20 protein-coding genes and 1 tRNA gene are annotated in these 23,446 nt (G+C 41.4%); 7 read left to right on the top strand and 14 right to left on the bottom strand.

Annotated elements, in window-relative coordinates; genetic code table 11:
- Nucleotides 1-7 precede the first annotated feature (7 nt).
- The 11 genes from WKV44_00070 to zwf all read right to left on the bottom strand — a co-directional run bounded on the left by WKV44_00070 (nucleotide 8) and on the right by zwf (nucleotide 12,431).
- Nucleotides 8-1,384: a histidine kinase dimerization/phosphoacceptor domain -containing protein gene (locus tag WKV44_00070; protein MEM5946933.1), complete on the bottom strand. Its 1,377-nt coding sequence runs from the start codon at nucleotides 1,382-1,384 to the stop codon at nucleotides 8-10.
- The gene (locus WKV44_00075; protein ID MEM5946934.1) at nucleotides 1,384-1,728 is read right to left on the bottom strand and encodes a hypothetical protein; all 345 of its coding nucleotides are present in this window, start codon (nucleotides 1,726-1,728) and stop codon (nucleotides 1,384-1,386) included. Before WKV44_00075 ends, WKV44_00070 begins: the two co-directional genes overlap by 1 nt.
- 1 nt (nucleotide 1,729) lies before the next feature.
- Complete coding sequence (locus WKV44_00080; protein MEM5946935.1) at nucleotides 1,730-3,178, bottom strand: ATPase domain-containing protein; 1,449 nt, start codon at nucleotides 3,176-3,178, stop codon at nucleotides 1,730-1,732.
- 153 nt (nucleotides 3,179-3,331) lie between these two features.
- Nucleotides 3,332-4,915 carry a glucose-6-phosphate isomerase gene (locus WKV44_00085; GenBank protein MEM5946936.1) on the bottom strand — a complete coding sequence of 528 codons (1,584 nt, stop codon included), beginning with the start codon at nucleotides 4,913-4,915 and terminating at the stop codon, nucleotides 3,332-3,334.
- Nucleotides 4,916-4,934: 19 nt separating this feature from the next.
- A complete protein-coding gene (locus WKV44_00090; protein MEM5946937.1) occupies nucleotides 4,935-6,200 on the bottom strand; it encodes an argininosuccinate synthase in 1,266 nt (421 codons plus the stop codon).
- 29 nt (nucleotides 6,201-6,229) lie between these two features.
- Nucleotides 6,230-7,429: an aspartate aminotransferase family protein gene (locus WKV44_00095; protein MEM5946938.1), complete on the bottom strand. Its 1,200-nt coding sequence runs from the start codon at nucleotides 7,427-7,429 to the stop codon at nucleotides 6,230-6,232.
- On the bottom strand, nucleotides 7,426-8,226 hold the full coding sequence (gene argB / locus WKV44_00100) for an acetylglutamate kinase (GenBank protein MEM5946939.1): 801 nt from the start codon (nucleotides 8,224-8,226) through the stop codon (nucleotides 7,426-7,428). The genes WKV44_00095 and argB overlap by 4 nt, the downstream gene beginning before the upstream one ends.
- A 3-nt stretch (nucleotides 8,227-8,229) precedes the next feature.
- Nucleotides 8,230-9,267, bottom strand: a complete 1,038-nt coding sequence (gene argC, locus WKV44_00105; protein ID MEM5946940.1) for an N-acetyl-gamma-glutamyl-phosphate reductase — start codon at nucleotides 9,265-9,267, stop codon at nucleotides 8,230-8,232.
- Between the two features lie 4 nt (nucleotides 9,268-9,271).
- Nucleotides 9,272-9,739 carry an ArgR family transcriptional regulator gene (locus WKV44_00110; protein ID MEM5946941.1) on the bottom strand — a complete coding sequence of 156 codons (468 nt, stop codon included), beginning with the start codon at nucleotides 9,737-9,739 and terminating at the stop codon, nucleotides 9,272-9,274.
- Between the two features lie 299 nt (nucleotides 9,740-10,038).
- The gene (locus WKV44_00115) at nucleotides 10,039-10,944 is read right to left on the bottom strand and encodes a glucose-6-phosphate dehydrogenase assembly protein OpcA (protein ID MEM5946942.1); all 906 of its coding nucleotides are present in this window, start codon (nucleotides 10,942-10,944) and stop codon (nucleotides 10,039-10,041) included.
- Nucleotides 10,929-12,431, bottom strand: coding sequence for a glucose-6-phosphate dehydrogenase (gene zwf, locus WKV44_00120; protein ID MEM5946943.1), 1,503 nt, complete (start codon nucleotides 12,429-12,431; stop codon nucleotides 10,929-10,931). Before zwf ends, WKV44_00115 begins: the two co-directional genes overlap by 16 nt.
- A 62-nt stretch (nucleotides 12,432-12,493) precedes the next feature.
- Between zwf and WKV44_00125 the strand changes: the two genes are divergently transcribed.
- The gene (locus tag WKV44_00125) at nucleotides 12,494-13,234 is read left to right on the top strand and encodes a biotin--[acetyl-CoA-carboxylase] ligase (protein ID MEM5946944.1); all 741 of its coding nucleotides are present in this window, start codon (nucleotides 12,494-12,496) and stop codon (nucleotides 13,232-13,234) included.
- A gap of 6 nt (nucleotides 13,235-13,240) precedes the next feature.
- On the opposite strand, the gene WKV44_00130 is transcribed toward WKV44_00125, so the two are convergent.
- Nucleotides 13,241-14,818 (bottom strand): hypothetical protein, encoded by a 1,578-nt coding sequence (locus WKV44_00130; protein MEM5946945.1) that lies wholly within the window; start codon nucleotides 14,816-14,818, stop codon nucleotides 13,241-13,243.
- A gap of 179 nt (nucleotides 14,819-14,997) precedes the next feature.
- Between WKV44_00130 and groL the strand changes: the two genes are divergently transcribed.
- Together groL and WKV44_00140 are read left to right on the top strand one after the other, a co-directional pair.
- On the top strand, nucleotides 14,998-16,635 hold the full coding sequence (gene groL / locus WKV44_00135; GenBank protein MEM5946946.1) for a chaperonin GroEL: 1,638 nt from the start codon (nucleotides 14,998-15,000) through the stop codon (nucleotides 16,633-16,635).
- Nucleotides 16,636-16,869: 234 nt separating this feature from the next.
- The gene (locus tag WKV44_00140) at nucleotides 16,870-17,169 is read left to right on the top strand and encodes a hypothetical protein (GenBank protein MEM5946947.1); all 300 of its coding nucleotides are present in this window, start codon (nucleotides 16,870-16,872) and stop codon (nucleotides 17,167-17,169) included.
- 95 nt (nucleotides 17,170-17,264) lie between these two features.
- On the opposite strand, the gene WKV44_00145 is transcribed toward WKV44_00140, so the two are convergent.
- Nucleotides 17,265-18,302, bottom strand: a complete 1,038-nt coding sequence (locus tag WKV44_00145) for an aldose epimerase family protein (protein ID MEM5946948.1) — start codon at nucleotides 18,300-18,302, stop codon at nucleotides 17,265-17,267.
- Between the two features lie 158 nt (nucleotides 18,303-18,460).
- Here WKV44_00145 and WKV44_00150 point away from each other — a divergent pair, with 158 nt between their 5' ends.
- From WKV44_00150 to WKV44_00165, 4 genes are all read left to right on the top strand, one after another.
- A complete protein-coding gene (locus tag WKV44_00150) occupies nucleotides 18,461-19,633 on the top strand; it encodes a M20/M25/M40 family metallo-hydrolase (GenBank protein ID MEM5946949.1) in 1,173 nt (390 codons plus the stop codon).
- Nucleotides 19,620-20,630 (top strand): glucosyl-3-phosphoglycerate synthase, encoded by a 1,011-nt coding sequence (locus tag WKV44_00155; protein ID MEM5946950.1) that lies wholly within the window; start codon nucleotides 19,620-19,622, stop codon nucleotides 20,628-20,630. Before WKV44_00150 ends, WKV44_00155 begins: the two co-directional genes overlap by 14 nt.
- Before the next feature lie 98 nt (nucleotides 20,631-20,728).
- Nucleotides 20,729-20,802 (top strand) — tRNA-Pro (locus WKV44_00160).
- 55 nt (nucleotides 20,803-20,857) lie between these two features.
- Nucleotides 20,858-22,090 carry a DUF1565 domain-containing protein gene (locus tag WKV44_00165; protein MEM5946951.1) on the top strand — a complete coding sequence of 411 codons (1,233 nt, stop codon included), beginning with the start codon at nucleotides 20,858-20,860 and terminating at the stop codon, nucleotides 22,088-22,090.
- Here the strand turns inward: WKV44_00165 and WKV44_00170 are convergent.
- A complete protein-coding gene (locus tag WKV44_00170) occupies nucleotides 22,087-23,424 on the bottom strand; it encodes a hypothetical protein (protein MEM5946952.1) in 1,338 nt (445 codons plus the stop codon). The genes WKV44_00165 and WKV44_00170 overlap by 4 nt on opposite strands.
- Nucleotides 23,425-23,446: the final 22 nt, after the last annotated feature.

Raw genomic sequence — 23,446 nt, forward strand, 5'->3', positions numbered from 1 at the left:
AAAATAGCTACAGCTTAAGCTCAGCAGAAAAACAAAACCCTGTATCTTTTGTGACGGATATGTCAAATTTACCATCCAAGCTGTTCTCTGCTATGGTTTTAAGTATGGCAATAGAGAAATCATAGTCTTTTTGCAGAATATCCATAGAACCGTGATTATCATGATACAAAAACTTGGCATGAGAGCCCATACATTTTACAGATATCTCCATTGCAGGGTCCTGGATTTTATGCAAACCTCTTTTTATTGCAAGAATAAGGAGTTCTGCAATAAGGATACCAACATAATTGGCTTTATCTATTGTTGTCTCAACATCACACACGGATATATCAAGAGAGATGTTTGCCGGTTTTTTTATTAGACGTTTTAGCAAAATTGGCACCAGTTCTTTTACAAAATCTCCTAGAGTCGGGCTATACATATTTTTCTCGCTATACACTCGCTGGTACAGAAAAAGTATTGCATCTATTCTGGTATTTATTTCTTTCAGCACCCTGATTACGGAAGGAGAATCGGCTGATTTTTCTTCCAGGTTGATTATAGAGGAAACGAGCTGTAATGATGTCCTTGCCCTATGCTGCAACTCCCGTATAAGAACGTTTCTTTCTGATAGAAGCCTTTCCAGCTCTTCTTCCCTTCTCTTTTCTTTTGTAAAATCCATCCACATGCCATATAAAACATTTCCTTTTTTACCAACTTTTATGAGCTGCACAATATCCCATCTGTCAGAATAAGCATGAGGATATGATAAAACAAAGGGTTCACTCTCACTTGGAGAAAAGATATATGTCTCAATCTGTTTCCTGTAATCATCCGGGACAGAAAAAAGCCAGTCATCAAGAGAAATATTTCTATCATCTTCTCCTTCTTTACCAAAAAAGGTAACAACATTTTCATCAAGGCTAATTCTAAAAAAACCTCCACCAAAGGCCATATGGGCAAGAAGATTCTTGAGTCTCACCTCTTTTTTAAGGATAGATGCTCTGATATTGGCATCTCTTGATGATTTTCTTGCCCTTAGCAGTATTTCTATCCTGGCAAAAAGCTCTATTTTTAAGACTGGCATTCTCACAAGCTCATCTATACATATCCATAGATGCTTTGTAACGAGCTCTGTCTGTGGATGAGCAGTAACAAGCAAAACAGGGAAAAAAATAGGCAGGGATTTCTCTTTATAACCCATAACAGCATCACGCCTTTCTTCTAGAAAAGCACCATCTATTATAAGAAGGTCTGCTTTATCCATATCAGCATCGCAATTACATTCTGAGACAATATACCTATGAGTCTTATCCTCCAGCATCTTTCTTATTGCATCACAGTTGGCCTTTTGTTTAAAACCAAGAACAATGTTAAATGTATCAGAGTAGAAATCTATATCCATTAAGCATCTCCTATCAGAGCCGCGACAATACTTATAAGCTCGGTCCTGGATATAGGTTTTGAGAAAACAAGGTCTATACCCGCATTTCTGTATGCTGCAGCCATATTTTTACTGCAGCTTGATATAAAAAATATGGATTTCTTCTCTCTCAGGATGACTGGCAGCTTGGCAAGAGAATCCTCTGTAAGAATCTCTCCATCGTATATGATAAGATCTGCCAAGTTAAGATCATCATCCAAAAGATTATCAACGATACTGCACTCATATCCCTCCTCAGCAAGACAAGCAGCCATAAGGGAAAGGTTCCTTTTATTCTTTCCAAAAAGAGAAATATTTTTGCCCATACTATACCTGTTGTTCGGCTATTCCAGATAAGAGCCCTTTAAAAGAAGTAAGCGGTTCTCCTATCTTAATGCCTGAGGAGGTTATCTCAAACTCCCGCAAGAATTTCTCAAAATCTCCCGTACGTTTTTTAAGAACACCTATAGCCTTTCTGAGCATGGCATTTGCTTCAAAATAGCGAATAAATAAGATAATATCGGCAAGATAACTATTATTGGTTGATGTGGCAGAAAAAGTACCTGTTATATCCGCAGTCTCTTCCATGATAATAACAGAAACACCCTTTTTTTGAAGAGATTTACATAAGGCATGAAGAGAAGTAATAACATCTCCGTTTTTTACAGAGAGAGAATATCCTCTGGAAGAATCTATCACAACAAGTCCAATACTATTTTCCTTAATATCCTGCTCAACCTTGCAAAAAAACTCCTCTGCAGTATAAGAAAGAGACTCTATCTTCTCCAGAATAAAGTCATGCTTACTACTCAAGGTATCTACAGATATACCAACTCTGGATGCCCTGTGTGCTATCATCTCAACTTCTTCTTCAAAGCTATAATAGGCAGTAGAGATGCCATAAGAAGCCCATGCGCTTGCAAGCTGTATACCAAGTGTTGTTTTCCCTACTCCGCTGGGACCGGATATAAGACTGACAGTACCTCTCTCTATACCTCCTCCAAGTATACTATCAAGCTCCGCTATGCCTGTAGAAATAACAGAAAAATCAGCAATCTTAGAATCTTTATCTATAACATCAATATGTGCTACAGGAAATACCTGCATGCCGGATGCACCCAGCCTATAGCCATGTCTTCCAGAAATAAAATCACTACCCCTAAGCTTTTTTATTCTCAAGTTTTTTACATCATTTTTATCAACAATAAGCTCAATAATACCATCGGAAAGAAACTGCAAATCATCATCGGGCATATCAGAACCAGCCTCAGAAGTAAAAACAATAGTGGCATTCTTTTCTTTGAGATATCTTATAAAGGACAAAATCTGCTTCCAAAACTGATAAGTCTCAGTAGCAAGAAACCTAAGCTGAGTAACAGGATCAAGAAACACCCTTACAGGCTTAAGCTCTTCTATACGCTTAATAATGCTACTGGTTATAGGGTCCCTCTCCACCTCAGCCGCACTAAAAATGTCATAGCTCTGCTTCTCAGCAAAAAACTCAACTCCAGGGCTTATATCAAGCACAGGCATATCGTCCACAGGAAAGCCCATCCTCCCATAATGCTTCTTAAGCTGCTCTGCAGGCTCCTCCAAAGTAATAAAGAGCACACTCTCACCTTGCCTAATCCCCTCAGAAAGAAAGTGCATCCCCAGAGTAGTCTTACCCGTACCGGGACCGCCGCGCAAAAGATAAGCACCACAAGAAGGAAAACCACCGTAAAGAATCTTATCCAGGCCGGGGATACCGGAAGAAATCCGTGAAATAATCCCCATAAAAGCCTCCTCGCTTTTTTTTTATTATAATACTTATATACAAAATTATCAAAAAAAAAATAAAGAACCGAACGGCAGAAGGCACACCTTCTGCCTGCCTACGGCAAAAAAAAGCGCCGCCATAAAGGGCGGCGCGTTCGGTATTATATATTATCAATAGACTTTGAGAAGTTTTGCATATGAATCAAGTACCTTATCATCGGGATTCTTGCTTAAAACAGTCTTGGTAAGAATCTTGCCAAGCTGCACACCCTCCTGATCAAAGCTGTTGATATTCCATGCAAAGCCCTGGAACATCACCTTGTTTTCATAGTGCGCAAGAAGAGCTCCCAGAACAGATGGAGTAAGCTGCTCTGCGGTGAGAAGAGAAGATGGCCTTTCTCCTGCAAAGTTCTTATTTCTATCGTTGTTTTCACGTCCCTTGGCAAAGGCAATAATCTGAGCCGCAAGGTTAGCATTGAGCTTTTCTTGACTGCTTGAGCCGTCAATCTCCATATCAAAACCACTTTGAGATTTCTCAAAACCGATAAACTGAAGAGGAATAATATCTGTTCCCTGGTGCAGGAGCTGATAAAAGGAGTGCTGGCCGTTTGTACCAGGCTCACCAAAAATAACAGGCCCAGTAGAATAAGAAATAGGTTCGCCGTAGCGGTTTACACTCTTGCCGTTGCTTTCCATATCAAGCTGCTGGAGATGAGCGGGAAAACGATGGAGAGCCTGACTGTATGGGAGAATAGCCGTGACAGGATAATTGAGCACATTGCGCTCGTAAAGTCCTATCATAGCGTCAAGAAGGGCTGCATTTTTGCGGATATTGGACTCAAGAGCAAGCCTGTCGGCCTGGTGAGCACCATCCAGTATGTCAGAGAAAACATCCGGACCAAGAGAAAGAGAGAGTATCACTCCTCCCACAGGGCTTGTTGCGGAGTATCTTCCCCCTATGAAATCATCTATAAAGAAACTCTCAAGATAATCTGGATCTTTTGCAAGAGGGCTTGTCTTGCTTGTGACAACAAGCATCTGTTTCTTGGGCTGCGCAATACCCTTTTCTTTGAGGTAAGAAGAAACAAGCTCTGCATTTGCAAGAGTCTCCTGAGTTGTTCCACTTTTTGACACAAGGACAAAAAGACTTGTATCGACATTTATCTGAGACAACACAAGAGCAGCATCATCCGGATCAACATTGGAGATAAAATACGCCTTTAGAGGAAGAGCACCCTTTTTGACCATGACATACTGTTCGAGTGCATAATAGAGTGCCCTAGGGCCCAAATCAGAGCCCCCTATACCTATCTGGACCACTGTATCAAATTTTTTCCCGGATTGTGATTTTATTTCACCATTATGAACCTTCTCTGCAAACACAGCTGCCTTTTTATGTTGCTCTACATAAAACTCTCTGAGGTTTACACCCTCGTGGACAACATCTTCAGCTAACTGCCCTCTCTGAAGATGATGAAGAACTTTTCTTTTTTCTCCGGTATTTATAACATCTCCAGAAAGAAGTGCGCGATATTTCTCAACAAGCTGCTGCTCTACTGCAAGCTGTGAGAGAAGCTCTATAATCTTATCGTCTACAGCCTTAGCTGCATAATTATATCTAAGACCTGCTCCCGCATCGACAACATACTCTTTAACCCTTTCTGATGTGAGAACTTTTTTTAAAGAAACAGGCTTTGTCTTTTTTAGTTTCTTATAGGCTTTTGTTCTATCCAGATTATTATACTTAAGCTCCATCCTTATTCCCTCCGCTTTATTATTTCTTGGAAAATCTTGCCATTTCCTTCATCTCGTCAGCAGGACCACCCTCGGCATCCAATTCCTTTTGCACCATGGCACTCACGCCGGTGGAAAGTCCATACAGCTTTATAAAGCCTGTTGCATCCGCATGGTCGTAAGAGCTCTCTCCAAAAGAAGCAAGATCTTCTATATAAAGAGAATACTTTGATTTTCTTCCAGCTATTATTACATTACCCTTATATAGAACAACTCTCACGGTTCCTGTAAGGTACTTTCCTGCTTTTTCCATAAAAGCATCTATTGACTCTCTCTGCAGGGTAAACCACTTTCCCTGATAGATAAGTTCCGCGTATTTTGCTGCAAGCTGACGTTTTAGAGCCAAGGTTTCCGCATCAAGCGTTATCATCTCGAGGTCCCTGAGAGCCGTATAAAGAATTGTGCCTCCGGGAGTCTCATAGACACCGCGGCTTTTCATACCAACAACACGGGTTTCTACCACATCGGCTCTACCTATGCCGTTTTCTCCTCCCAGACGGTTAAGCTCCGTAAGCAGCTCTACAGGTCCCATCTTCTTGCCGTTGAGAGCAACAGGTATTCCTTTATCAAAATCTATGCTTATCTCGGTTTCCTTATCTGGTGCATCCTTGGGAGAACAAGAAAGCATAAACATGTCTTCTTCCGGTCTGTTCCACAAATCCTCAAGAGGACCACCCTCGTGGCTTATATGCCATATATTCCAGTCTCTGGAATATATGTTTTTCTTGGAGATATTTCCTATAGGAATATTATTCTTCTGAGCATATTCTATTGCCTGCTCTCTGGAACGTATATCCCACACTCTCCATGGAGCAATTATCTCAAGCTGAGGAGCAAGAGCCTTATAAGTAAGCTCAAACCTAACCTGATCGTTACCCTTACCTGTACATCCGTGAGCAACTGCTTCCGCACCTTCCTTAAGAGCAACCTCTACCTGCTTCTTTGCCTGCAGAGGCCTTGCTATGGATGTTCCAAGCATATATTTGCCCTCATAGACAGCACCCGCTCTTAGCATAGGAAAGATAAAATCCCTTACCAGCTCTTCCCTTATATCTTCAACATATATCTTGGAAGCACCGGAAGCTATGGCTTTCTTCTTGAGAGCCTCCCAATCCTCTTCCTGTCCTACGTTTGTGCATATACCTATAACCTCACAGCCGGGATATTGTTCCTTAAGCCATGGGATTATGATGGAGGTATCAAGACCCCCGGAATAGGCAAGAACTATCTTTTTTATCTCTGCCATATTCTTCTCCTTAAAATATTATACATTACTTACGCATTTATGCCGGAAAATATTGCTTCCAAAATGGAACAACCTTCTTCCAGCTCTGCTTCTGTTATTGTAAGAGGCGGGGCAATCCTCAGAGTATTGCTTCCACTGCGCAAAATAAGAAGACCTTTGTCTCTTGCCTTAGATATTACACTTGAGACAGGCACCTTGTCATCAAGCTCAATACCTCGCAAAAGCCCCATCCCCTTGCACTTTATCACAAAGGGATATGCCTCTTTTACAGAACATAAAAAGGAATCCAAAATTTTTGCTTTTTCCCTCACGGACTCCAAAAATGACTCTTCTCTTATTGTTCTAAAAACTTTAAGAGCTAATGAGCACGTAACAGGACCTCCACCAAAAGTACTTCCATGGTCACCTACTGAAAGAAGAGAATTTATCTTCTCAGGAATAAGGGTTGCACCAAGAGGCAATCCGCCAGCAAGAGGTTTTGCAAGGGTTATGATATCCGGCTCAAGCCCAAGAGCATGAGAGGCATAAAGATACCCGGTACGCCCCAGTCCTGTCTGCACCTCATCGGCTATGAGAATAACGTCGTATTTTTTACACAATCTATTGAGAGCCTCCGAAAACTCTGGCTTAAGACAATCAAGTCCTCCCTCGCCCTGTACCGGCTCCACAATCACAGCAGCAAAGCTATCATCTAGAGTATGCTCCAAAGACTCTACATCATTATACGGAGATTCTACAACTCCTGGCACAAGAGGAAGAAACTTTTCTTTATAAGCCGGTTTAGGAGTTACACTGAGACTTCCCATTGTCCTGCCGTGAAAACCAGAAGAAAAGCATAAAAAACGTACGGCATCACTGCCCTTTTTCTTCTTAGCATAGAGCCTGGCATATTTTAGCGCAGCCTCATTAGCCTCTGTTCCGCTGTTGGAAAAATTGACAGCAGAAAAATCACCTGTTGCAACAAGCTCATCAGCAAGCTCAAGGGCAGGCATAGTCATATAAAGATTGGAAATATGTATAAGCTTTTTTGCCTGTTCTGTCATAACCGAGACAAGCTCCTCATTGCCATAGCCAAGGGCATTTACTGATATTCCCGCTGTAAAATCAAGATATCTTTTGCCGGATATGTCATATATATAAGACCCCTTTCCATAATCCATGACAAGAAAACTATCCCCGTATTGAGCAGGAATCGCCGTATCCTTTGCAATATTTTTTTCTATCTTCATAGATCAGCCTCCAGCGACAACGTTGTTCCCTTTTTGCCTTCCATAAGAGAAGCAAAATCCCCTTTATTTATATAATTACTTATCACAATATGAGATACACCTGATTTTAGCGCTTCTACCGATGCTCTTACCTTAGGAATCATTCCGCCGCTTATAGTACCGGATGCTATTTCCTTCTCAACAGAAGAAGCTGATAATCTTGTCAAAACCTTATCTTCCTTTAATATGCCCGGTATATCGGATATAAAGACAAGCGCATCAACACTCATACTCCTGGCAAGAGCAAGAGCCGCATCATCGGCATTGATATTAAGAGCATTACCATGAGAATCCACAGAACAGGGAGAAATCACAGGAAAATATCCCAAGGAAAGAAGATTCTCGACAATAGAATTGTTTACAAAATCTATCATTCCTGTTCTGGTATCTTCCGAGAGTGCAGAAGCTGTAAAAAGAGAAGCATCCGCACCGCTTATCCCTACGGCAACAAGCCCGCAGGTGTTAGCAAGCCTTACAATCTTTTTGTTGATAGAGCCAGAAAGTACCATCTCTATAACAGGCATTTCCTCTGGAGAAGTAATCCTTTTGCCATCCTTAAAAACAGGCTCCATCCCCATTATTTTGCTTATTCTGGAAACCTCCGCACCTCCACCATGTACAAGCAAAAAGCGCATATCAGTATTATCAAAAAGCTCGGCAAGCTCTCTAAGCAAGTCGACAAGGGCAGTCTCATCCTCCATAGCCCTTCCGCCAATCTTTATAAGTACAGTTGTATGCGAGTTTACAGCACCATCCATACGTTACACCTCAAAAGCAGGCAAAAGCCCTTCTGTCTCGGGAAAGCCATTCATTATATTCATATTTTCAATGGCCTGCCCTGATGCACCCTTTATAAGATTATCAATTGCAGAAAAAATAATCAGCCTGTCTCCCTCGTTTTTAAAGCTTATATCACAATAATTGCTTCCTCTCACCCATCGCGTTTCTACCAGTTCTGGATGTCTTATTCTTATCCAGGGACTTTCTCCGTAATAATCCATATAACAATCTGCAATATCTTTGTCACTGACATCGCGCATAAGATAGGCAACCGTGGTAACAAGCATTCCCTGTTTTAGAGGCACAAGATGAGGTGTAAAAACAGGGTCTGCATCTTCTGATACTTCTCTGAGTTCCTGAGCAATCTCGGGAAGATGTCTGTGAGAACGTCCAGGCAGATACGGAGACATATTTTCTGTTCTCTCGGCAAAAAGGCTGCTAACTTTTGCAGACTTACCAGCACCGGAAATACCAGAAAGTGCATTGATACTTACATTGGCTGCTATTATTCCTTCTTTTATTAGGGGCAAAAGCGGTAGAAGGCTGGCAGTAGGATAACATCCAGGATTTGCCACAAGAGAAGCCTCTTTTATTCTCTCTTTGTTCCATTCTGCAAGACCGTAAACAGCATCTGACAAAAGCTCTGGAAAAGGATGTTCTTCGCCGTAGACATTCTCAAAAACAGCAGCATCCTTAAGCCTAAAATCAGCAGAAAGATCCACAACTTTGCCGTGTTCCAAAAAGCGTGCACATGCTATGGCAGAAGCAAGGTGCGGCAATGCAGAAAACACAAAATCAGGTCTCAGAGAAAATGCGGTATCGAGATCAACATAACATCCGTCAGTAAGAGAAAGTTTATTATCAAGAGAAGAAAAAAGTGCTCTATCCACTTCGCTTACCCTCTTACCAGCAGCAGAAGAAGAAACAGGGATAACAGTATCAACTCCATTATGCAGCCGCAAAAACCTTAGAAGCATCATCCCCGTATAGCCTGTAGCACCAAGAACAGCAACCTTCATACAATCAATCCTTTATAGATGGAATTTTTAAAGAAAGCTCGGACAAAAAAGCCTCAGGACTTGCCCCCTCTCTTAAGACAACAATCACCGTATCATCCCCAACGACAGTCCCAAGTATATGTTCAAGCTCAAAAGTATCAAGAGCAAGGGCAACACTGTTGGCATGGCCCGGAAGAGTCCTTATAACTGCGATATTGGCAGAGAAATCTATCCCCTTAAATCCCCTCACAAAATCCTGCACAAAGTTATTGGCAAGTTCTGTCTCATCATCGCCAGGGAGAATATAATAATAGCCGCTATCCCCCTCCGCCATCTTCCCCACTTTGAGAAGCTTAAGATCACGGGACAAAGTGGCTTGAGTAATGCTGTAACCATAGGATTCCAAGCGCTCAAGCAGCTCTTCCTGGCTCCTGACTCTGGAGGTTTTTATAATCTGTCTTATCAGCTTAAGCCTGTCTTCCCGTATTTTCAAGAAAAGCTCCTGTATATTTATACTATCACAAACCTTAATATGCAAAAATAATGAATAAAAATACAGGCTTATGCTTTCATATTCAAGGGGTAATGAATAAAAAAAAGAAAAAAACATATTTTTATTGATTATACCGAACGTAAATGATACAGCAAAGCTGTATCATTTACTGCTTACGGCGTAAACCAAACCAAGCAGTGGTAGATTTCTGCAAGAATATGCCGAAGGCAGGCTTATCGCAGCGCATATCCAAGAATATGCACTAAAAAGCTGCGGTAAGCCGTTCGGTATAAAGATTTTTACATAGAAACATGAAGAGCCTGCAGAAAAAAGCCATCAGGCTCGGGATTGTCGCATTCCTGTCTGAGAATCTCTACATCCTGGCTATCGTCCGGTTCTGCAAGATGCATTTTGTACTCGGTATCGGCAGTGATTATGAGCTCCGGCCGGGCTGAGTTCTGTTTTTCTATCTCCGGTGCAGGCTCTGTGTTCTTCCAGCCAAGCCTGTCTATAAGCCAGTTTTTTATAAGAAAGAAAGTGGATGAGGACACCCCGCTAAGTGTAATTTTTTTTATGCTGGAGTGATTGTCACAAAGCTTGTTCTCGTCCATAAAAAGAGCTATTTTCCTTCTCATATCAAGCAATCTGTGCCAGTGTATGTCAGAGAGAATTGCAAGACTATCGGGAGCAAGAAGTTCCATCTGGGAGATAAAGTCTTCCGGAGAAAGACCTTGTTTCTCAAGAGTCCAAAAATCAATTATGATTTTATCAACATGGTCTTCAAGATGGATAAACAAATCCTGCATAGTATCTGCAGTAGGAAGCCATAAGGCAATAACAGGCAGGTCCCTTACAAGCAGCCCCGTCCATGTTCCGGGAGCAAAGCCAGCATTATCCTTGCCGTTTTCTATAACAATTTCCTGGAAACATACTCCGCGCTTTGCTCTGTCCAGGCTACAACGTGCAGAAAGCCTCAACGAAGACTCTGCATTGTCTGTATGTTTTATATGGATAATTCTTGCAGAACGCTTACCCATAAGACCGTCAAGTAATGTAGCAGCTTTTTTTTCTGTATCCTGGCTGCTTACAAGGATAAGGTTAAAAAGAAGGTCTCTTTCGTCACCTGGACTGGCGCTCTTATGAAGCTCAGCAAGCTGTTTTTCTATCCTTGCGGGTTCAAAAAAGGGCTTTACAATCTTCTCCATCTTCTTCCTTCCTCTGCTGGTAGTTTTCTTGCCATGATAGGACCGGCACTTCCAGGCAGATAGCTATACACAGGCGGACTGACGATATCCCAGGCTTCCCGTATACCTGTTATGTATGCCCATAGTGCTTCCAGTTCATCGGCACGAGTGTACAATACGGGATCTGCAGTGAGCGCATCCAGGAGCAACCTCTCGTAAGCCTCGGGAAGCTCATCACCAAAAGAATGCTCATACTTAAAATTAAGCGGATGTTTTATAAGCTCCATACTATATCCGGGGCTCTTTACATTGGTCAAAAGAGAAATCCCCTCATCAGGCTGTATCTGCATTATGAGAGCATTGGGAGCAGGGCTAGGCCTCCCAAACCAGAGAGATGTCTCTGGAACAGGCTTAAAAAACACCGCAACCTCAGACAGCTTTCTGCTAAGCCTCTTTCCTGTACGTATATATATGGGAACACCTGCCCATCTCCAGCTTGCTATCTCTGCTTTTAGGGCAACATAGGTCTCTGTTGTAGAATCAATTTTCACTCCCTCTTCTTCTCTGTAACCTTTAACATAACCTCCATCCAGATAGCCCCCGACATACTGAGCTCTTATTACTTTGTGGGATACTTCTGCCTGTTTTATGGGAACAAGATTCTTTAATATTTTTACTTTTTCATTTCTTATTGCATCGGACTCAAAGCTTGTAGGAACCTCCATTGTTACCAGAGACAACAGTTGCAGAATATGGTTCTGTACCATGTCCCTCAAGGCTCCGGATTTTTCATAATAATTGATACGGCTTCCTACACCTATCTTTTCTGCAACAGTTATCTGTATATGGTCTATATACTTACTGTTCCATATGGGCTCAAAAATAGAATTACCAAATCTAAGTGCAAGAATATTCTGTACTGTTTCCTTTCCCAGGTAGTGGTCTATCCTGTATATCTGTTCTTCTTTGAAGTATCTCAGAAGAAGGCTGTTAAGTCCCCTTGCAGTCTCAAGGTCAGAGCCAAAGGGTTTTTCTATTACAATTCTTATATTGTGCCCTTCCAGGTTGCAAAGGCCACTCTCACCCAGATTTTCTATTATGGTAGAATAGCTTGCAGGCGGTGTTGCAAGATAATATATGATATCACCGCCAAAGGAAAGCTTTTTCCTGAGTGCTGCATATCCCTCGGGATCATCAAACGATGACCTATGATAAAATAAAGCAGCAAGAAACTCATCAGCATCTCTATCATTAAAAAAAGGATGCCCCATCAGAGCCTCCTTAAAATACTGTCGTGTAAACTCATCGCTCCAATCACGTCTTGCAAAGCCGATTATTTTAAAGTTTTCTGCAAGATAACCCCTTACATACAAGGCATAGAGAGCAGGTACGAGTTTCTTTTTACTCAGATCCCCGGTAATACCAAATATGCAGATAACACCCGGAGGAGCTTTTTTCTTGAGCCCCAGACCTGTTTCCATATTATATTTTGTACTATAGCTGTTCATAATAAATTAAGATAACAAAAAAAAAGATTGTGCAAAAGCCTTTTATAAGGTTAAAATAGCCCATGCTGCCAACATCCATAAAAAATCCATTTGGAAATGCGAAAGTTCTCTATAAAGAAGAAACAGAATCAACAATGACAGATGCCAGAAACCTGAGACTTCAGAAACTGCCATCAGGCACGGTGATATGGGCCGGACATCAGGTTGCAGGAAGGGGCAGAATAGCAGACAGAAAATGGATTGCATCGCCAGGCAAAAATATTCTATGCACATTTTATCTGGATTTGCAGGATATAAAACTACCTTTAACAGCAATGCCACTTGCTGTAGGCCTCGGTATAGCAAAGTATCTGGAATCTTCATGGGACTTGCAGGCCCAGATAAAATGGCCCAACGATATATTGATAAAGGATAAGAAAATTTGCGGTATACTATGTGAGACCAAGTACGATGCCCTTTTTGTAGGTATAGGTCTCAATGTCAATGAGACTTCTTTCCCTGGAGAAATCAAAAAAAAAGCAACCTCCATAAAAAAAGAAACAAGAAAAAAAGCAGAGTTAAAGGAAGTAATGGAGGACATGCTCAATTCTGTAAAAGAAGCAATAGAAGATAACAGCTGGAGAGAAGAGATAGAAAAAAGGCTCTGGGGAAAAGACAGGGAAATAAGCTTTTTAAATGGTAATCCCACTGCTCCCAGCATAATAAGAGGAAGGATAATAGGGATAGGAGAAGCCGGAGAACTTATTATGGAAGACTTTGATAACGGTCTGAGCAGGCTGGTAAGTGGAGAAATAGACTTCTAAAAAGTATCAAAAGATTTTCTCCGCTATCATTGCAGGGATATCTTCATAAGAGAGTGGTGTTCTGAGACTTGTTGATACAATCAGGGAAATTCTGACAGGAGAAAGTTTCTTTTTGATTCCGCTAAAGCTGTCTTGTATTACAGGAACAATAAAATATCTGTTTTTGTTTTTCTTATCTTTTTCTAAGAAGAAACGGATATTTCTCCCCCCCCATGGGGTTAAAACCTGTATAAATATTGTAGAATTTTCATTTTCCGCAAGGATTGCAGAAGCATAAAAAGACATTCCCTCGCATACGGTATATTCTTTTTTATTACCGGATACAAATGTAAACATCTTCTCATCTTCTCCCGCATAAAACGGAATGCCAAATGGCCTTAGCTCAAAATACGAACTGCTGACTATGAGTTCCGGAATATAAAAATCCACTATCAGATGAGGAAAATCCTCTACCATAAGCATATCCAAAACTGCTTTTTTATCAAACAAGGGAAGGATTGTCCTGAGTCCTCTAAGGCCCTCCTCATCTATGGAAAAACTGCTGGCTACATTGAAAGTTCTGGCAGAAGAAGCCTCCAATCGAGGATAATAGGGCAACAAGTCTGCAGAGTGTTGTCTGTCCGATATGTGGGATATGAGACCTTCCTTAAAGAGAACAAACAGGTTTTCATCATACAGGTTTATTTGTCCCTGCATATTGGCATCAAGAGAAATAGTATTGGGCTTATTAGAATCAAAAGAAGGAGAAGCAAAAGGCGATAGTTTCCTGAGTATTTCTCTGGTCCTGTCCGATGAGTTTTCATGTAGCAATCTTTGTTTTTCCGCAAAATAATCGTCTGGAAACAAGTCTTTATGTTCTACCATCATGCCCTTTATTTTGATAGGGGTTTGGGGTATCCACTCCGATGGTGCAACAAACACAAGCTCTGTGCCTCCTGCTTCCAGTATCTCTTTTGCCTGCAGGAAAAGCGCTTGTTGATTAACAAGACTGCTATCCAGCAAAAATCTTATTACAAGTGCTGAGTCCCTGTTCTTACTCATCTTTATGAGAGATAAGAGTTTCCTAACCGCTTTCTTGCCTTTTTCATGTGATAAAAAAGAAGTAAGAGAAACAACAGGGTTACATAAGCCCACATCACAAGCCAGATATAAATGTTTTTCTTTCTTATCCCGTAAAAAAAATAAGAAATTATTTTTGCCATTATTGGTGCTAAAATCAGTAAAAAGGTTGTACGGATTGAGATAGTATTTTAAGTCCAGATGCAGTTTATCATGTAATCCTGTCCACCATGGGTTATGTGCAGCCCACAAGAGCTCCATACGGGCTTCTTCTTCTGTTAAAAGATGAAGAGGGGCTGCAGAATATCCCATGGATATAACCATATCTCCATGAAAAATACGTTTACCTATAAAAGAAGACAGTCCGGATTCTTCTTCCAAGAAAGGATAAAGTGGTATATTCCATACTGCTTTTGTCTCGGAAGGCAGAGCATTAAAAAAAGAGCTGAGAGCTACAGTATCACCTGTATTTACCGACTCATCAGGATAAAACAGAAGTATTGCATACCTTTGCTTCTTTTTCATCACATATCTTATTATCACAGTATAGCAAGACAGGCAAGTGCAAAAAGCATTTGTTTTTTTTGTTGGGGTGTTGCCGTTTTTCTAAAACGTTGTTAATTTACATTACAAACAGACACTCTTTATGATTTCTCTGTATATTACAGTATTATAAAAACTTTAACTTAAAGTGAGGGGTAAATATGGCAAAACAACTAAAATTTAACGAAGAAGCAAGAAGAGCACTTCTTGCTGGTGTGGAAAAACTTTCTTCCGCAGTAAAGGTAACACTTGGTCCTAAGGGACGCAATGTTCTTCTTGACAAGAAGTTTGGGGCTCCTACGGTTACCAAAGACGGTGTATCCGTTGCAAAGGAGATAGAGCTCCCTGATCCTTTTGAAAACATGGGTGCTCAGCTTCTTAAGGAAGTTGCCACAAAGACAAATGATGTGGCAGGTGACGGTACAACAACCGCTACTGTTCTTGCATCAAGCATTGTAAAAGAGGGTCTTAAGGCTGTTGCTGCAGGTATCAATCCCATGGCAATAAAGCGTGGTATAGACAAGACCGTAGAGCTTGCAGTAGAAGAAATCAAGAAGAATGCAAAAGAAATCAAGGACAAGGATGAGATAGCTCATGTTGCAGCAATCTCTGCCAACAATGATATGGAGATTGGTGAAGAGATTGCAAATGCAATGGAAAAAGTTGGTAAGGACGGAGTAATAACAGTAGAAGAATCCAAGACAATAGAAACTACTACTGATTTCGTAGAAGGTATGCAGTTTGACAGAGGTTATGTTTCTGCGTACTTTGCTAATAATAGAGATACAATGACTTGTACTTTTTCTGACCCCTATATCCTTATCTATGATAAGAAGATTTCCAGCATGAAGGATCTTCTCCCCATCCTGGAAAAAGTTGCTCAGCAGGGTAAGCCTCTTCTTATAATTGCAGAGGATGTAGAGGGTGAGGCTCTTGCAACACTTGTTGTAAACACAGTAAGGGGTACGCTGCAGACATGTGCTGTTAAAGCTCCCGGTTTTGGTGACAGAAGAAAGGCTATGCTGGAGGATATAGCAATCCTCACTGGCGGACAGGTAATATCCGAGGAGCTTGGTCTCAAGCTTGAGAATGTTGAGCTAGACCAGCTCGGTCGTGCAGGAAGTGTAAAGGTAACCAAGGAAGATACTACTATAATCAATGGTGCTGGCCAGGCCAAGGACATACAGGATAGAATAGCTCAGATTAAGGCCCAGATTGAGGAAACTACATCCGACTATGACAGAGAGAAGCTCCAGGAGAGACTTGCAAAGCTTGCAGGTGGTGTTGCTGTTATCAATGTTGGTGCTGCAACAGAAGTTGAGCTTAAAGAGAAGAAACACAGAGTTGAAGATGCTCTGTCCGCTACAAGGGCTGCCATAGAAGAAGGTATAGTTCCTGGTGGTGGTCTTACTTTTATACTTGCAACCAAGGCTCTTGAGTCCGTAGATCTTTCCAAGTGGGATGAGGACGAGAAGATTGGTTTTAAAATTGTAAAACGTGCCCTGGAAGAGCCTATCCGCCAGATTGCTCAGAATGCTGGTGTTGACGGCTCCATTATCGTACAGAGAGCAAAAGAAGAGAAAAAGGGTATAGGCTTTGATGCTGCTAAGATGGAGTGGGTTGATATGCTCAAGGCTGGTATCATAGATCCTGCCAAGGTTACACGCTCCGCTCTTCAGAATGCGGCTTCTGTTGCTTCTCTGCTTCTTACCACAGAGTGTGCAATCACGGATATTCCAGAGGAAGAGAAAGCTCCGGCAGGAGGAGCTGGTATGCCTGATATGGGTGGCATGTATTAATAGTTTTTTGAATATATATAAGAGGGTCCCAAAAGGGATCCTCTTTTTTTATACTTTTGTCTTAATCAAAGGGGATTTATCTATGTGGTATGCTCTATGTCAAATATAGAGTGTTTTGCCTGCAGTAAGATATAAGGAGATGTCTTGCGCCTCTCTTGAAAGGTTGTAAACAGAAGTAATATCATGGAGTGTTATAGTAAAAAGGGTTTATTATTTTTTTGATAAGGAGTTTTTATGCTTTCCAGAGAGGATTTTATATTTACCATAGGTTATGAAGGCCGAGCTGCTGTTGTCGATGCGAGAGCAAAAAAAAAATACGGTAACTTGTCTACTATGGAGCTTGCAAGAGAGGGGCTGTTTAGGGCTGCTTTTTGCTCTGCTCTCTATTCCGGCTCGGATGAGGAGATGAGAGAGTTTCTGGACTATTTCAATAGTCTTAGTTCTTATAAAAAGTATGATCTCGAGTCTGCAAAGAGGCTTTTTGGTGTTGATGGGATTCCTGAGGGTATAGACAGGGTTATGAATATTGCCTGATTGGGTAAGTGTCTGCTGTGCGTTTTGTCTGTCACTTTTCTCCAGTTTTGCCGGCAGGCAGCACAGCCCGGTACGGGCTGTGCGTTCGGTATATTTTATTTTGTAAAAAATTTATAAACTGTTTTCTGTCTGTAGGTTTTGTCTGGCTCAAGTAGGCTTGAGGGAAAGTTTTCTTTGTTGGGTGTGTCGGGGAAGTACTGGGTTTCCAGACAAAAGGCTTCGTGTCTACGGGCTATTTTTTTGTCTGCTATTTCTATGTCGTTGAGGTGGTTTCCTGTATAAAACTGGACTCCTGGTTTTGTTGTGGAGATTTCCATACATCGTCCGCTCGAGGGTTCTTCTACTCTGGCAAAGGCTACAGGGTCGTATGGGTTGTGTTCTCGTAATACCATACAGTGGTCGTATCCAGGAGGGATTTTCTCTATGTCTCTGCCTATGGGTTTTTCTGTGGTAAAGTCAAAGGCTGTGCCGGTAACTTGTTTTTTTTCTCCGGTGGGGATGGATTCGTTATCTACGGGAAGGTAATGGGTGCAGTCCAAATAGAGTATGTGGTCGTATATTTTTCCACTTCCAGCACCTGCAAGGTTCCAGTATGCGTGATTGGTCAGGTTGACATGGGTTTTTTTGTCTGTTTCTGCAAGGTATTCCATGACCAGCTCGTTGTTTTCTGTGAGTGTGTAGCTTGTGGTTACAGAGAGGTTGCCGGGGTAGCCCTGGTCACCGTCAGGGCTGCTGCAGGATAATACAATTGTTGCACTGTAATCATTGTTAAAGACATCTCCATCCCATAAAAGGGTATGGAGCCCTCCGGGACCACCATGCAGTTGGTTTTCCCCCTCATTGGGGATGAGTTTGTATTCTGTTCCATCTATGGTAAAGGCTGCTCTGCTTATTCTGTTGGCAAAGCGGCCTATCGTAGCACCAAAGTAAGGGCTGCGTGTGAGGTAATCTTGTATATTGTCAAATCCCAATGTGATTTCTTCTGTTTTTCCATGTCTGTCCGGCATTTTAAAGGAAACCAATGTGGCACCATAGTTTATTATAGTGCAGCTGTAACCGTTTTTGTTGGTCAGCATGTAGTATTTTACTTCTCCCGCTTCTGTTTTGCCAAATGTTCCTGTTTTTATTTTCATGTATTACTCCGATAGTTTTTATTTTATATTTTTATATCATATACTATACTATAGTACAGGGCTTATATTTTGCAATAGTTTTTATGCTTGAATAAAGCTATAGGCTTGCTTAAACTAAGGACTACTATGATAAAAAACAATAAAAAAAGAGGTACATTATGCATCCAGGATTAAGGGAGATATTGGACTTGATTCCTGCAATGCAGGAAAAGATGAGCGTACCCACAGAGATTCTTCTTTCCAATCTCATAATGATAAGCGAGATCCCTGCACCTACTTTTATGGAGCAGCAAAGGACGGAGTTTATTTTGTGGCGTTTTAGCGAGAACCAGCTTCTCAACTGCTCTACGGATGAGATGGGAAATGCTCTCGCTATTCTGCCGGGAACAGAGGGTAATAGAAATATCCTTATAGCCGCTCACGTGGATACGCCATTCCCGGAAAGTGTGGATCATACTATCAATGTTCTGCCCGGGACGGTTACAGGACCGGGAGTAGGCGACAACGGTCTGGGAGTTGCAGCTCTTATGACTCTTCCGCTGTTTCTGGAGCATCTTAATATCAAGCTCAACTCCAATCTCATACTTATGGGTTCTGTAAAAAGTCTTGGCAAAGGAAACATAGCTGGTATGCGCTTTTTTATGGAACATTCCAACTTCCCCATACATGCGGGCATATGTATAGAAGGCGTAAAACTAGGAAGACTAAGTTATTCTTCCATAGGAATGCTAAGAGGAGAAATAATAAACCATGTACCGGAGCAATACGACTGGAGTAGATTTGGCGCAGGTGGAGCAATTGTAAACATCAATGAGGTTATAAACAGGATTTTAGAAATTCCACTACCCAGGAGGCCAAGGACAAGCATAATATTTGGCTCAATAAAGGGTGGCTCATCGTTTAATGTAATTCCACGTTCTGCAGAGCTCAGATTTGAGATAAGAAGCGAGGACGAGGGGATGGTAGACCATCTCAACAGAGAAATACAAAACATAGCTGCAGAGGTATCTTCTCATACCGGCACAGACGTGGAATTTAAAGAATATGCAAGAAGAAAACCTGGAGGGCTCAGATTTTCACATCCTCTTGCAGAAAGCGCCAGAGCAATTCTTGAGGAGCTTGGAATAACACCGAGAATATCACCGAGCACATCAGAACTCTCCGCATTCATAGATGCGAACATCCCTGCCGTAACAATAGGCCTTACAGACGGAGAAAACCTCAATGAAACAACAGAATCTATAGCTTTGGATCCCATAACCAAGGGTATGTCACAACTCATAGGACTCATTCTTGCAATTGACAGGGGGTACTGCGATGAATCTAAATAAATGGCTCAAAGAACACACCTTTCACCACTCTCAATTTTCTGATTTGACAGAACTTATAAAAGAAAAAGAGAAACAGAACATAACAATTTCTCTATGCATCCCTACATTAAACGAAGAAAAAACAATAGGGAAAGAAATAGTAATATTCAAATCAGAACTTATGAACCGCTATCCCCTGCTTGACGAAATAGCCGTCATAGACTCAGGCTCTACAGATAACACAAGAGAGATAGCAAAATCCTTTGGTGCAGACGTGTACCTGTCAAAGGACATTCTTCCGTCCATGGGAGAGAAAAAAGGAAAAGGGGAAAACCTCTGGAAAGCTATCTATCAGCTAAAAGGCGATATAATAGTGTACATAGACGCGGACATCAAGAACATCCATCCACGCTTTGTATACGGGCTAGTTGCCCCCCTCGTCTTTTACCCCAAGTTAAAATACATAAAAGCCTTCTACGACCGTCCTCTGGCCTTTTCCCAAGGAGTTCGCCCATCAGGTGGTGGAAGAGTAACAGAAATACTCATAAGACCACTATTTTCTCTATTCTACCCGGAACTTACGGCAATCATTCAACCACTATCTGGAGAATACGCAGTAAGAAGAGAAGTTCTGGAGCAAATACCATTTCCCATAGGCTATGGCGTAGAGACATCCCATCTCATAGACGTCTACAACCTTTACGGACTGGACGTATTTGCCCAGACTGACCTTGACCAGCGAGTACACAGAAACCAGGAGACCCGCTCCCTGGGAAAAATGTCCTTTGGCATACTGCAAACATTTCTTAAAAGAATGGAAAAACAGGAGCTACTCAAAGCAAACACCGAGTTTTCCACCATACTCAGACAATTTCAGGTAAGAGAAGCACAGTTTGAACTTCTAGAATATCAGATACAAGAAGAAGAAAGACCACCTATGAACACAATAGAAGAATATCAAAAACTCAAAAGACCCGCAAAAACTACAAAAAAAACAAACACAAAAAAACAAAAATAACATAATACCGAACGGCGGACCGCAAAGCGCTCCGCCTTTTTTATAAGCACAACTATAATTGACAGACAGACAAACTTTATGCTACAGTTAATGCGCATCGGGCTGTAGCGCAGCTGGTTAGCGTACAGGTCTGGGGGACCTGGGGTCGGCGGTTCAAATCCGCCCAGCCCGACAACCTGTAGGGAATACCCCTGCAGGTTTTTCTTTTATATGGTATAAATATAACAATGAAAAAGAAAAACCGAGCAATAGTACTTTTTTTTCTTGCTCTGGCAGCAATAAACGCAAAAGACATCTACATACCACAAGATTATCCTGACATACAAACAGCAATAGACAACGCCTTTCCCTTTGACAGAATCATAATAGACGGTGGAAAGCACAGAGGACCTCTCCTTATAGGAATACCACTTACAATAGAAGGCAAAGAAGGAACTAGACCTGTTATCTACAAAGAGACAAACAACAACACAATATCCCCTCTTATAATGACAGGTGCCAACATACGAGTAGTCCTAAAGAATCTTACCCTAAGCGCCACAGCCCCGGAGACACCTTTAAGCTCGGAAGCAATAGGAATCCTTGCAAAAGACACCAACCTAAGCCTGGAAAACATAGATATAACAGGGTTCTACCTGTACTCTCTGATTCAAACTGGAGGCAGCCTAAGTACAACAGACACAAAACTTCTTACAAATCCAGAATGGGAAATCCCCATTAAAGGCGGATTTTACCTGTACGGACTTAGTACCATTAATATAGATTATATGAGATCTGACCTGCATGAAATCAGTACAATAATCCACATAGCTGATAAAATCCCATTTAAAGAAAGACTCTCCCTCAACACAAAACCATTTATAACAGAACCAATAACAGGTGCGACAGTAAAACTGCAAGAATCCCAAAACACACCAGTAAGCATAGTAAGAATATACGGCTCAAGACTTTTAGTACCAGATAAAAGAGATGCCAGTGCAATACTTATAACAGGTAAAGCCAACATAATAATGCTGGACAACTACATCTACTCGATCGGCGACAACAGAACAAAAACAAGCATCTCTCCCTCTGCAGCAATAAGAATACAAAATCAGGCAAAATTGAGAATAGTAAAAAACAGAATAACAGATACACCAAGAGCACTAAGAATAGAAAATACAAAAAGCAGTGTAGAAATATCAGTGGAAGAAAGCAGCATCATAAACAACAACGCAGGAATAGAAATAATAAACAGTCCCTTTGTTAAACTGGATCTTGGTGGAGGAGAACTGGGAAGTAAGGGAAACAATACCTTGGGGAACACATACAGTGATATAAAAATAACCGGAAAACTAAACAACCTGCCCATAACAGCTTTTAACAATACATTCAAAAGAAAACCAGTCATAATAATAGATGATAGTAAAGAGGAAAAAATAGAAAACATAATAAAAACAGAAGAGAAACCATCCACCTAGCGCTTGAGAGGACTGGTCTCTCTCTGCATGGTTCCGGTTTCCAAGACTTCCATAATCTTATAAGTACCATATTTGCGAGCCTTAAGAAAACCATCCCAAGCGGATTCCGCCAATCTACCTTCTTCCAGTAAAAGCCACAACCAATCGCTTGTATAGCGGGGATCTTCCTGCATGATACCTGCCTGTATTTCCTGGAGCCATGCCTTGTTATAACGCTCCTGAGCACCTATGTCTGGGGCCATAATAATAGGTAGACCTAGACCAGCATAAAAAGAAAGTTCACTCGGTTTTGTCCACAATACATCAGTCTTTCTTATGGTCTCGGCAAAAAGCCGGAAATACTCTTCTTTGGTATCAGCATAAATAATATTTACAAGAGGAGAATCTTTAGCAAATCTTTTCTTTGTTTCCTCAAAAGCCTTTTTCACCTCCTTTCTGACACCAGCTACAAGATTAAGGCAGAGCTCAGAATTTTTTATCCTGTTTTTAACAGACTCCAGTATCTGACAACCTATATCCACCTGTGCACCCGCACCCCCTACAGCAAAAGTAACAGTAAAAAGCCGCTCATTTTTAAACCGGATATTTTTTCCTCCGAGGAAGTGTTTTACATTCATCTCGTGAAGAGGCCAAAAACGTTTTTTTGGATCCAGATAATGGAGACGCTGTCCAACATCATGTTTTAACACATCCAGGTTTTTATCTCCCAGCAACTCCAGAGGCATGGGAAAACCAGTTAAAAATATACGTTCATCAGGAACACCATAAGCTTTTAGTCGTCTAAGAGCCCTACCACAAGGTACAAGGTAATGTATCCTACTTCTTGCAGGCTCCATTGCAACCCATGCACGACTTATCTCCGCATCACAGACTATACAATATATTCTGCCATATCCTGCTTCATCAGCTGCAATTGCAGGAGCAGGATGAGAAGTAAGAAGAGGAAGAGGAGAAGTCTTTATATGCTGCAGCATTCCCTTACACAAGCCCTTTTTTACAAGAGAGTGCAAAAGCTTTACCTGGTAACTGGGAGAAGAAAGATCCCGCAAAGGATACAGGGGAGGAATATTCTGTAAAGAATCAAGAATTGAGAATAATGGCTTCCCCACAAGAGGAACAGCTCTCACTCTTGACAAAAACTCATAAGCACCAAGCATTTTCTCCCATAGAGCCTTTTCTGCCTCATCGGAAGAAGAATGGCTTCCTACCGATATTATACCATCTCGTGCGATACCATAAAAAGGAGCTGTGGCACGCTGATGCCCAAGCCCCATATCAACCGTTACTACCCACGCCTCCGGAGAAACTTTATTGTTTTCTTTAGTTTCGGTCATACACACCTCATCTGGAAAAATA

Source organism: Spirochaetia bacterium 38H-sp, from assembly GCA_039023545.1.
GTDB lineage: Bacteria > Spirochaetota > Spirochaetia > Winmispirales > Winmispiraceae > Rarispira > Rarispira pelagica.

What these genes read in the sequence shown, in the direction of transcription:
- WKV44_00070 (MEM5946933.1), bottom strand. Translation starts at nt 1,384, where the DNA reads ATGGATATAGATTTCTACTCTGATACATTTAACATTGTTCTTGGTTTT.
- WKV44_00075 (MEM5946934.1), bottom strand. Translation starts at nt 1,728, where the DNA reads ATGGGCAAAAATATTTCTCTTTTTGGAAAGAATAAAAGGAACCTTTCC.
- WKV44_00080 (MEM5946935.1), bottom strand. Translation starts at nt 3,178, where the DNA reads ATGGGGATTATTTCACGGATTTCTTCCGGTATCCCCGGCCTGGATAAG.
- WKV44_00085 (MEM5946936.1), bottom strand. Translation starts at nt 4,915, where the DNA reads ATGGAGCTTAAGTATAATAATCTGGATAGAACAAAAGCCTATAAGAAA.
- WKV44_00090 (MEM5946937.1), bottom strand. Translation starts at nt 6,200, where the DNA reads ATGGCAGAGATAAAAAAGATAGTTCTTGCCTATTCCGGGGGTCTTGAT.
- WKV44_00095 (MEM5946938.1), bottom strand. Translation starts at nt 7,429, where the DNA reads ATGAAGATAGAAAAAAATATTGCAAAGGATACGGCGATTCCTGCTCAA.
- argB (MEM5946939.1), bottom strand. Translation starts at nt 8,226, where the DNA reads ATGGATGGTGCTGTAAACTCGCATACAACTGTACTTATAAAGATTGGC.
- argC (MEM5946940.1), bottom strand. Translation starts at nt 9,267, where the DNA reads ATGAAGGTTGCTGTTCTTGGTGCTACAGGCTATACGGGGATGATGCTT.
- WKV44_00115 (MEM5946942.1), bottom strand. Translation starts at nt 10,944, where the DNA reads ATGGAGAAGATTGTAAAGCCCTTTTTTGAACCCGCAAGGATAGAAAAA.
- zwf (MEM5946943.1), bottom strand. Translation starts at nt 12,431, where the DNA reads ATGAACAGCTATAGTACAAAATATAATATGGAAACAGGTCTGGGGCTC.
- WKV44_00125 (MEM5946944.1), top strand. Translation starts at nt 12,494, where the DNA reads ATGCTGCCAACATCCATAAAAAATCCATTTGGAAATGCGAAAGTTCTC.
- WKV44_00130 (MEM5946945.1), bottom strand. Translation starts at nt 14,818, where the DNA reads ATGAAAAAGAAGCAAAGGTATGCAATACTTCTGTTTTATCCTGATGAG.
- groL (MEM5946946.1), top strand. Translation starts at nt 14,998, where the DNA reads ATGGCAAAACAACTAAAATTTAACGAAGAAGCAAGAAGAGCACTTCTT.
- WKV44_00140 (MEM5946947.1), top strand. Translation starts at nt 16,870, where the DNA reads ATGCTTTCCAGAGAGGATTTTATATTTACCATAGGTTATGAAGGCCGA.
- WKV44_00145 (MEM5946948.1), bottom strand. Translation starts at nt 18,302, where the DNA reads ATGAAAATAAAAACAGGAACATTTGGCAAAACAGAAGCGGGAGAAGTA.
- WKV44_00150 (MEM5946949.1), top strand. Translation starts at nt 18,461, where the DNA reads ATGCATCCAGGATTAAGGGAGATATTGGACTTGATTCCTGCAATGCAG.
- WKV44_00155 (MEM5946950.1), top strand. Translation starts at nt 19,620, where the DNA reads ATGAATCTAAATAAATGGCTCAAAGAACACACCTTTCACCACTCTCAA.
- WKV44_00165 (MEM5946951.1), top strand. Translation starts at nt 20,858, where the DNA reads ATGAAAAAGAAAAACCGAGCAATAGTACTTTTTTTTCTTGCTCTGGCA.
- WKV44_00170 (MEM5946952.1), bottom strand. Translation starts at nt 23,424, where the DNA reads ATGACCGAAACTAAAGAAAACAATAAAGTTTCTCCGGAGGCGTGGGTA.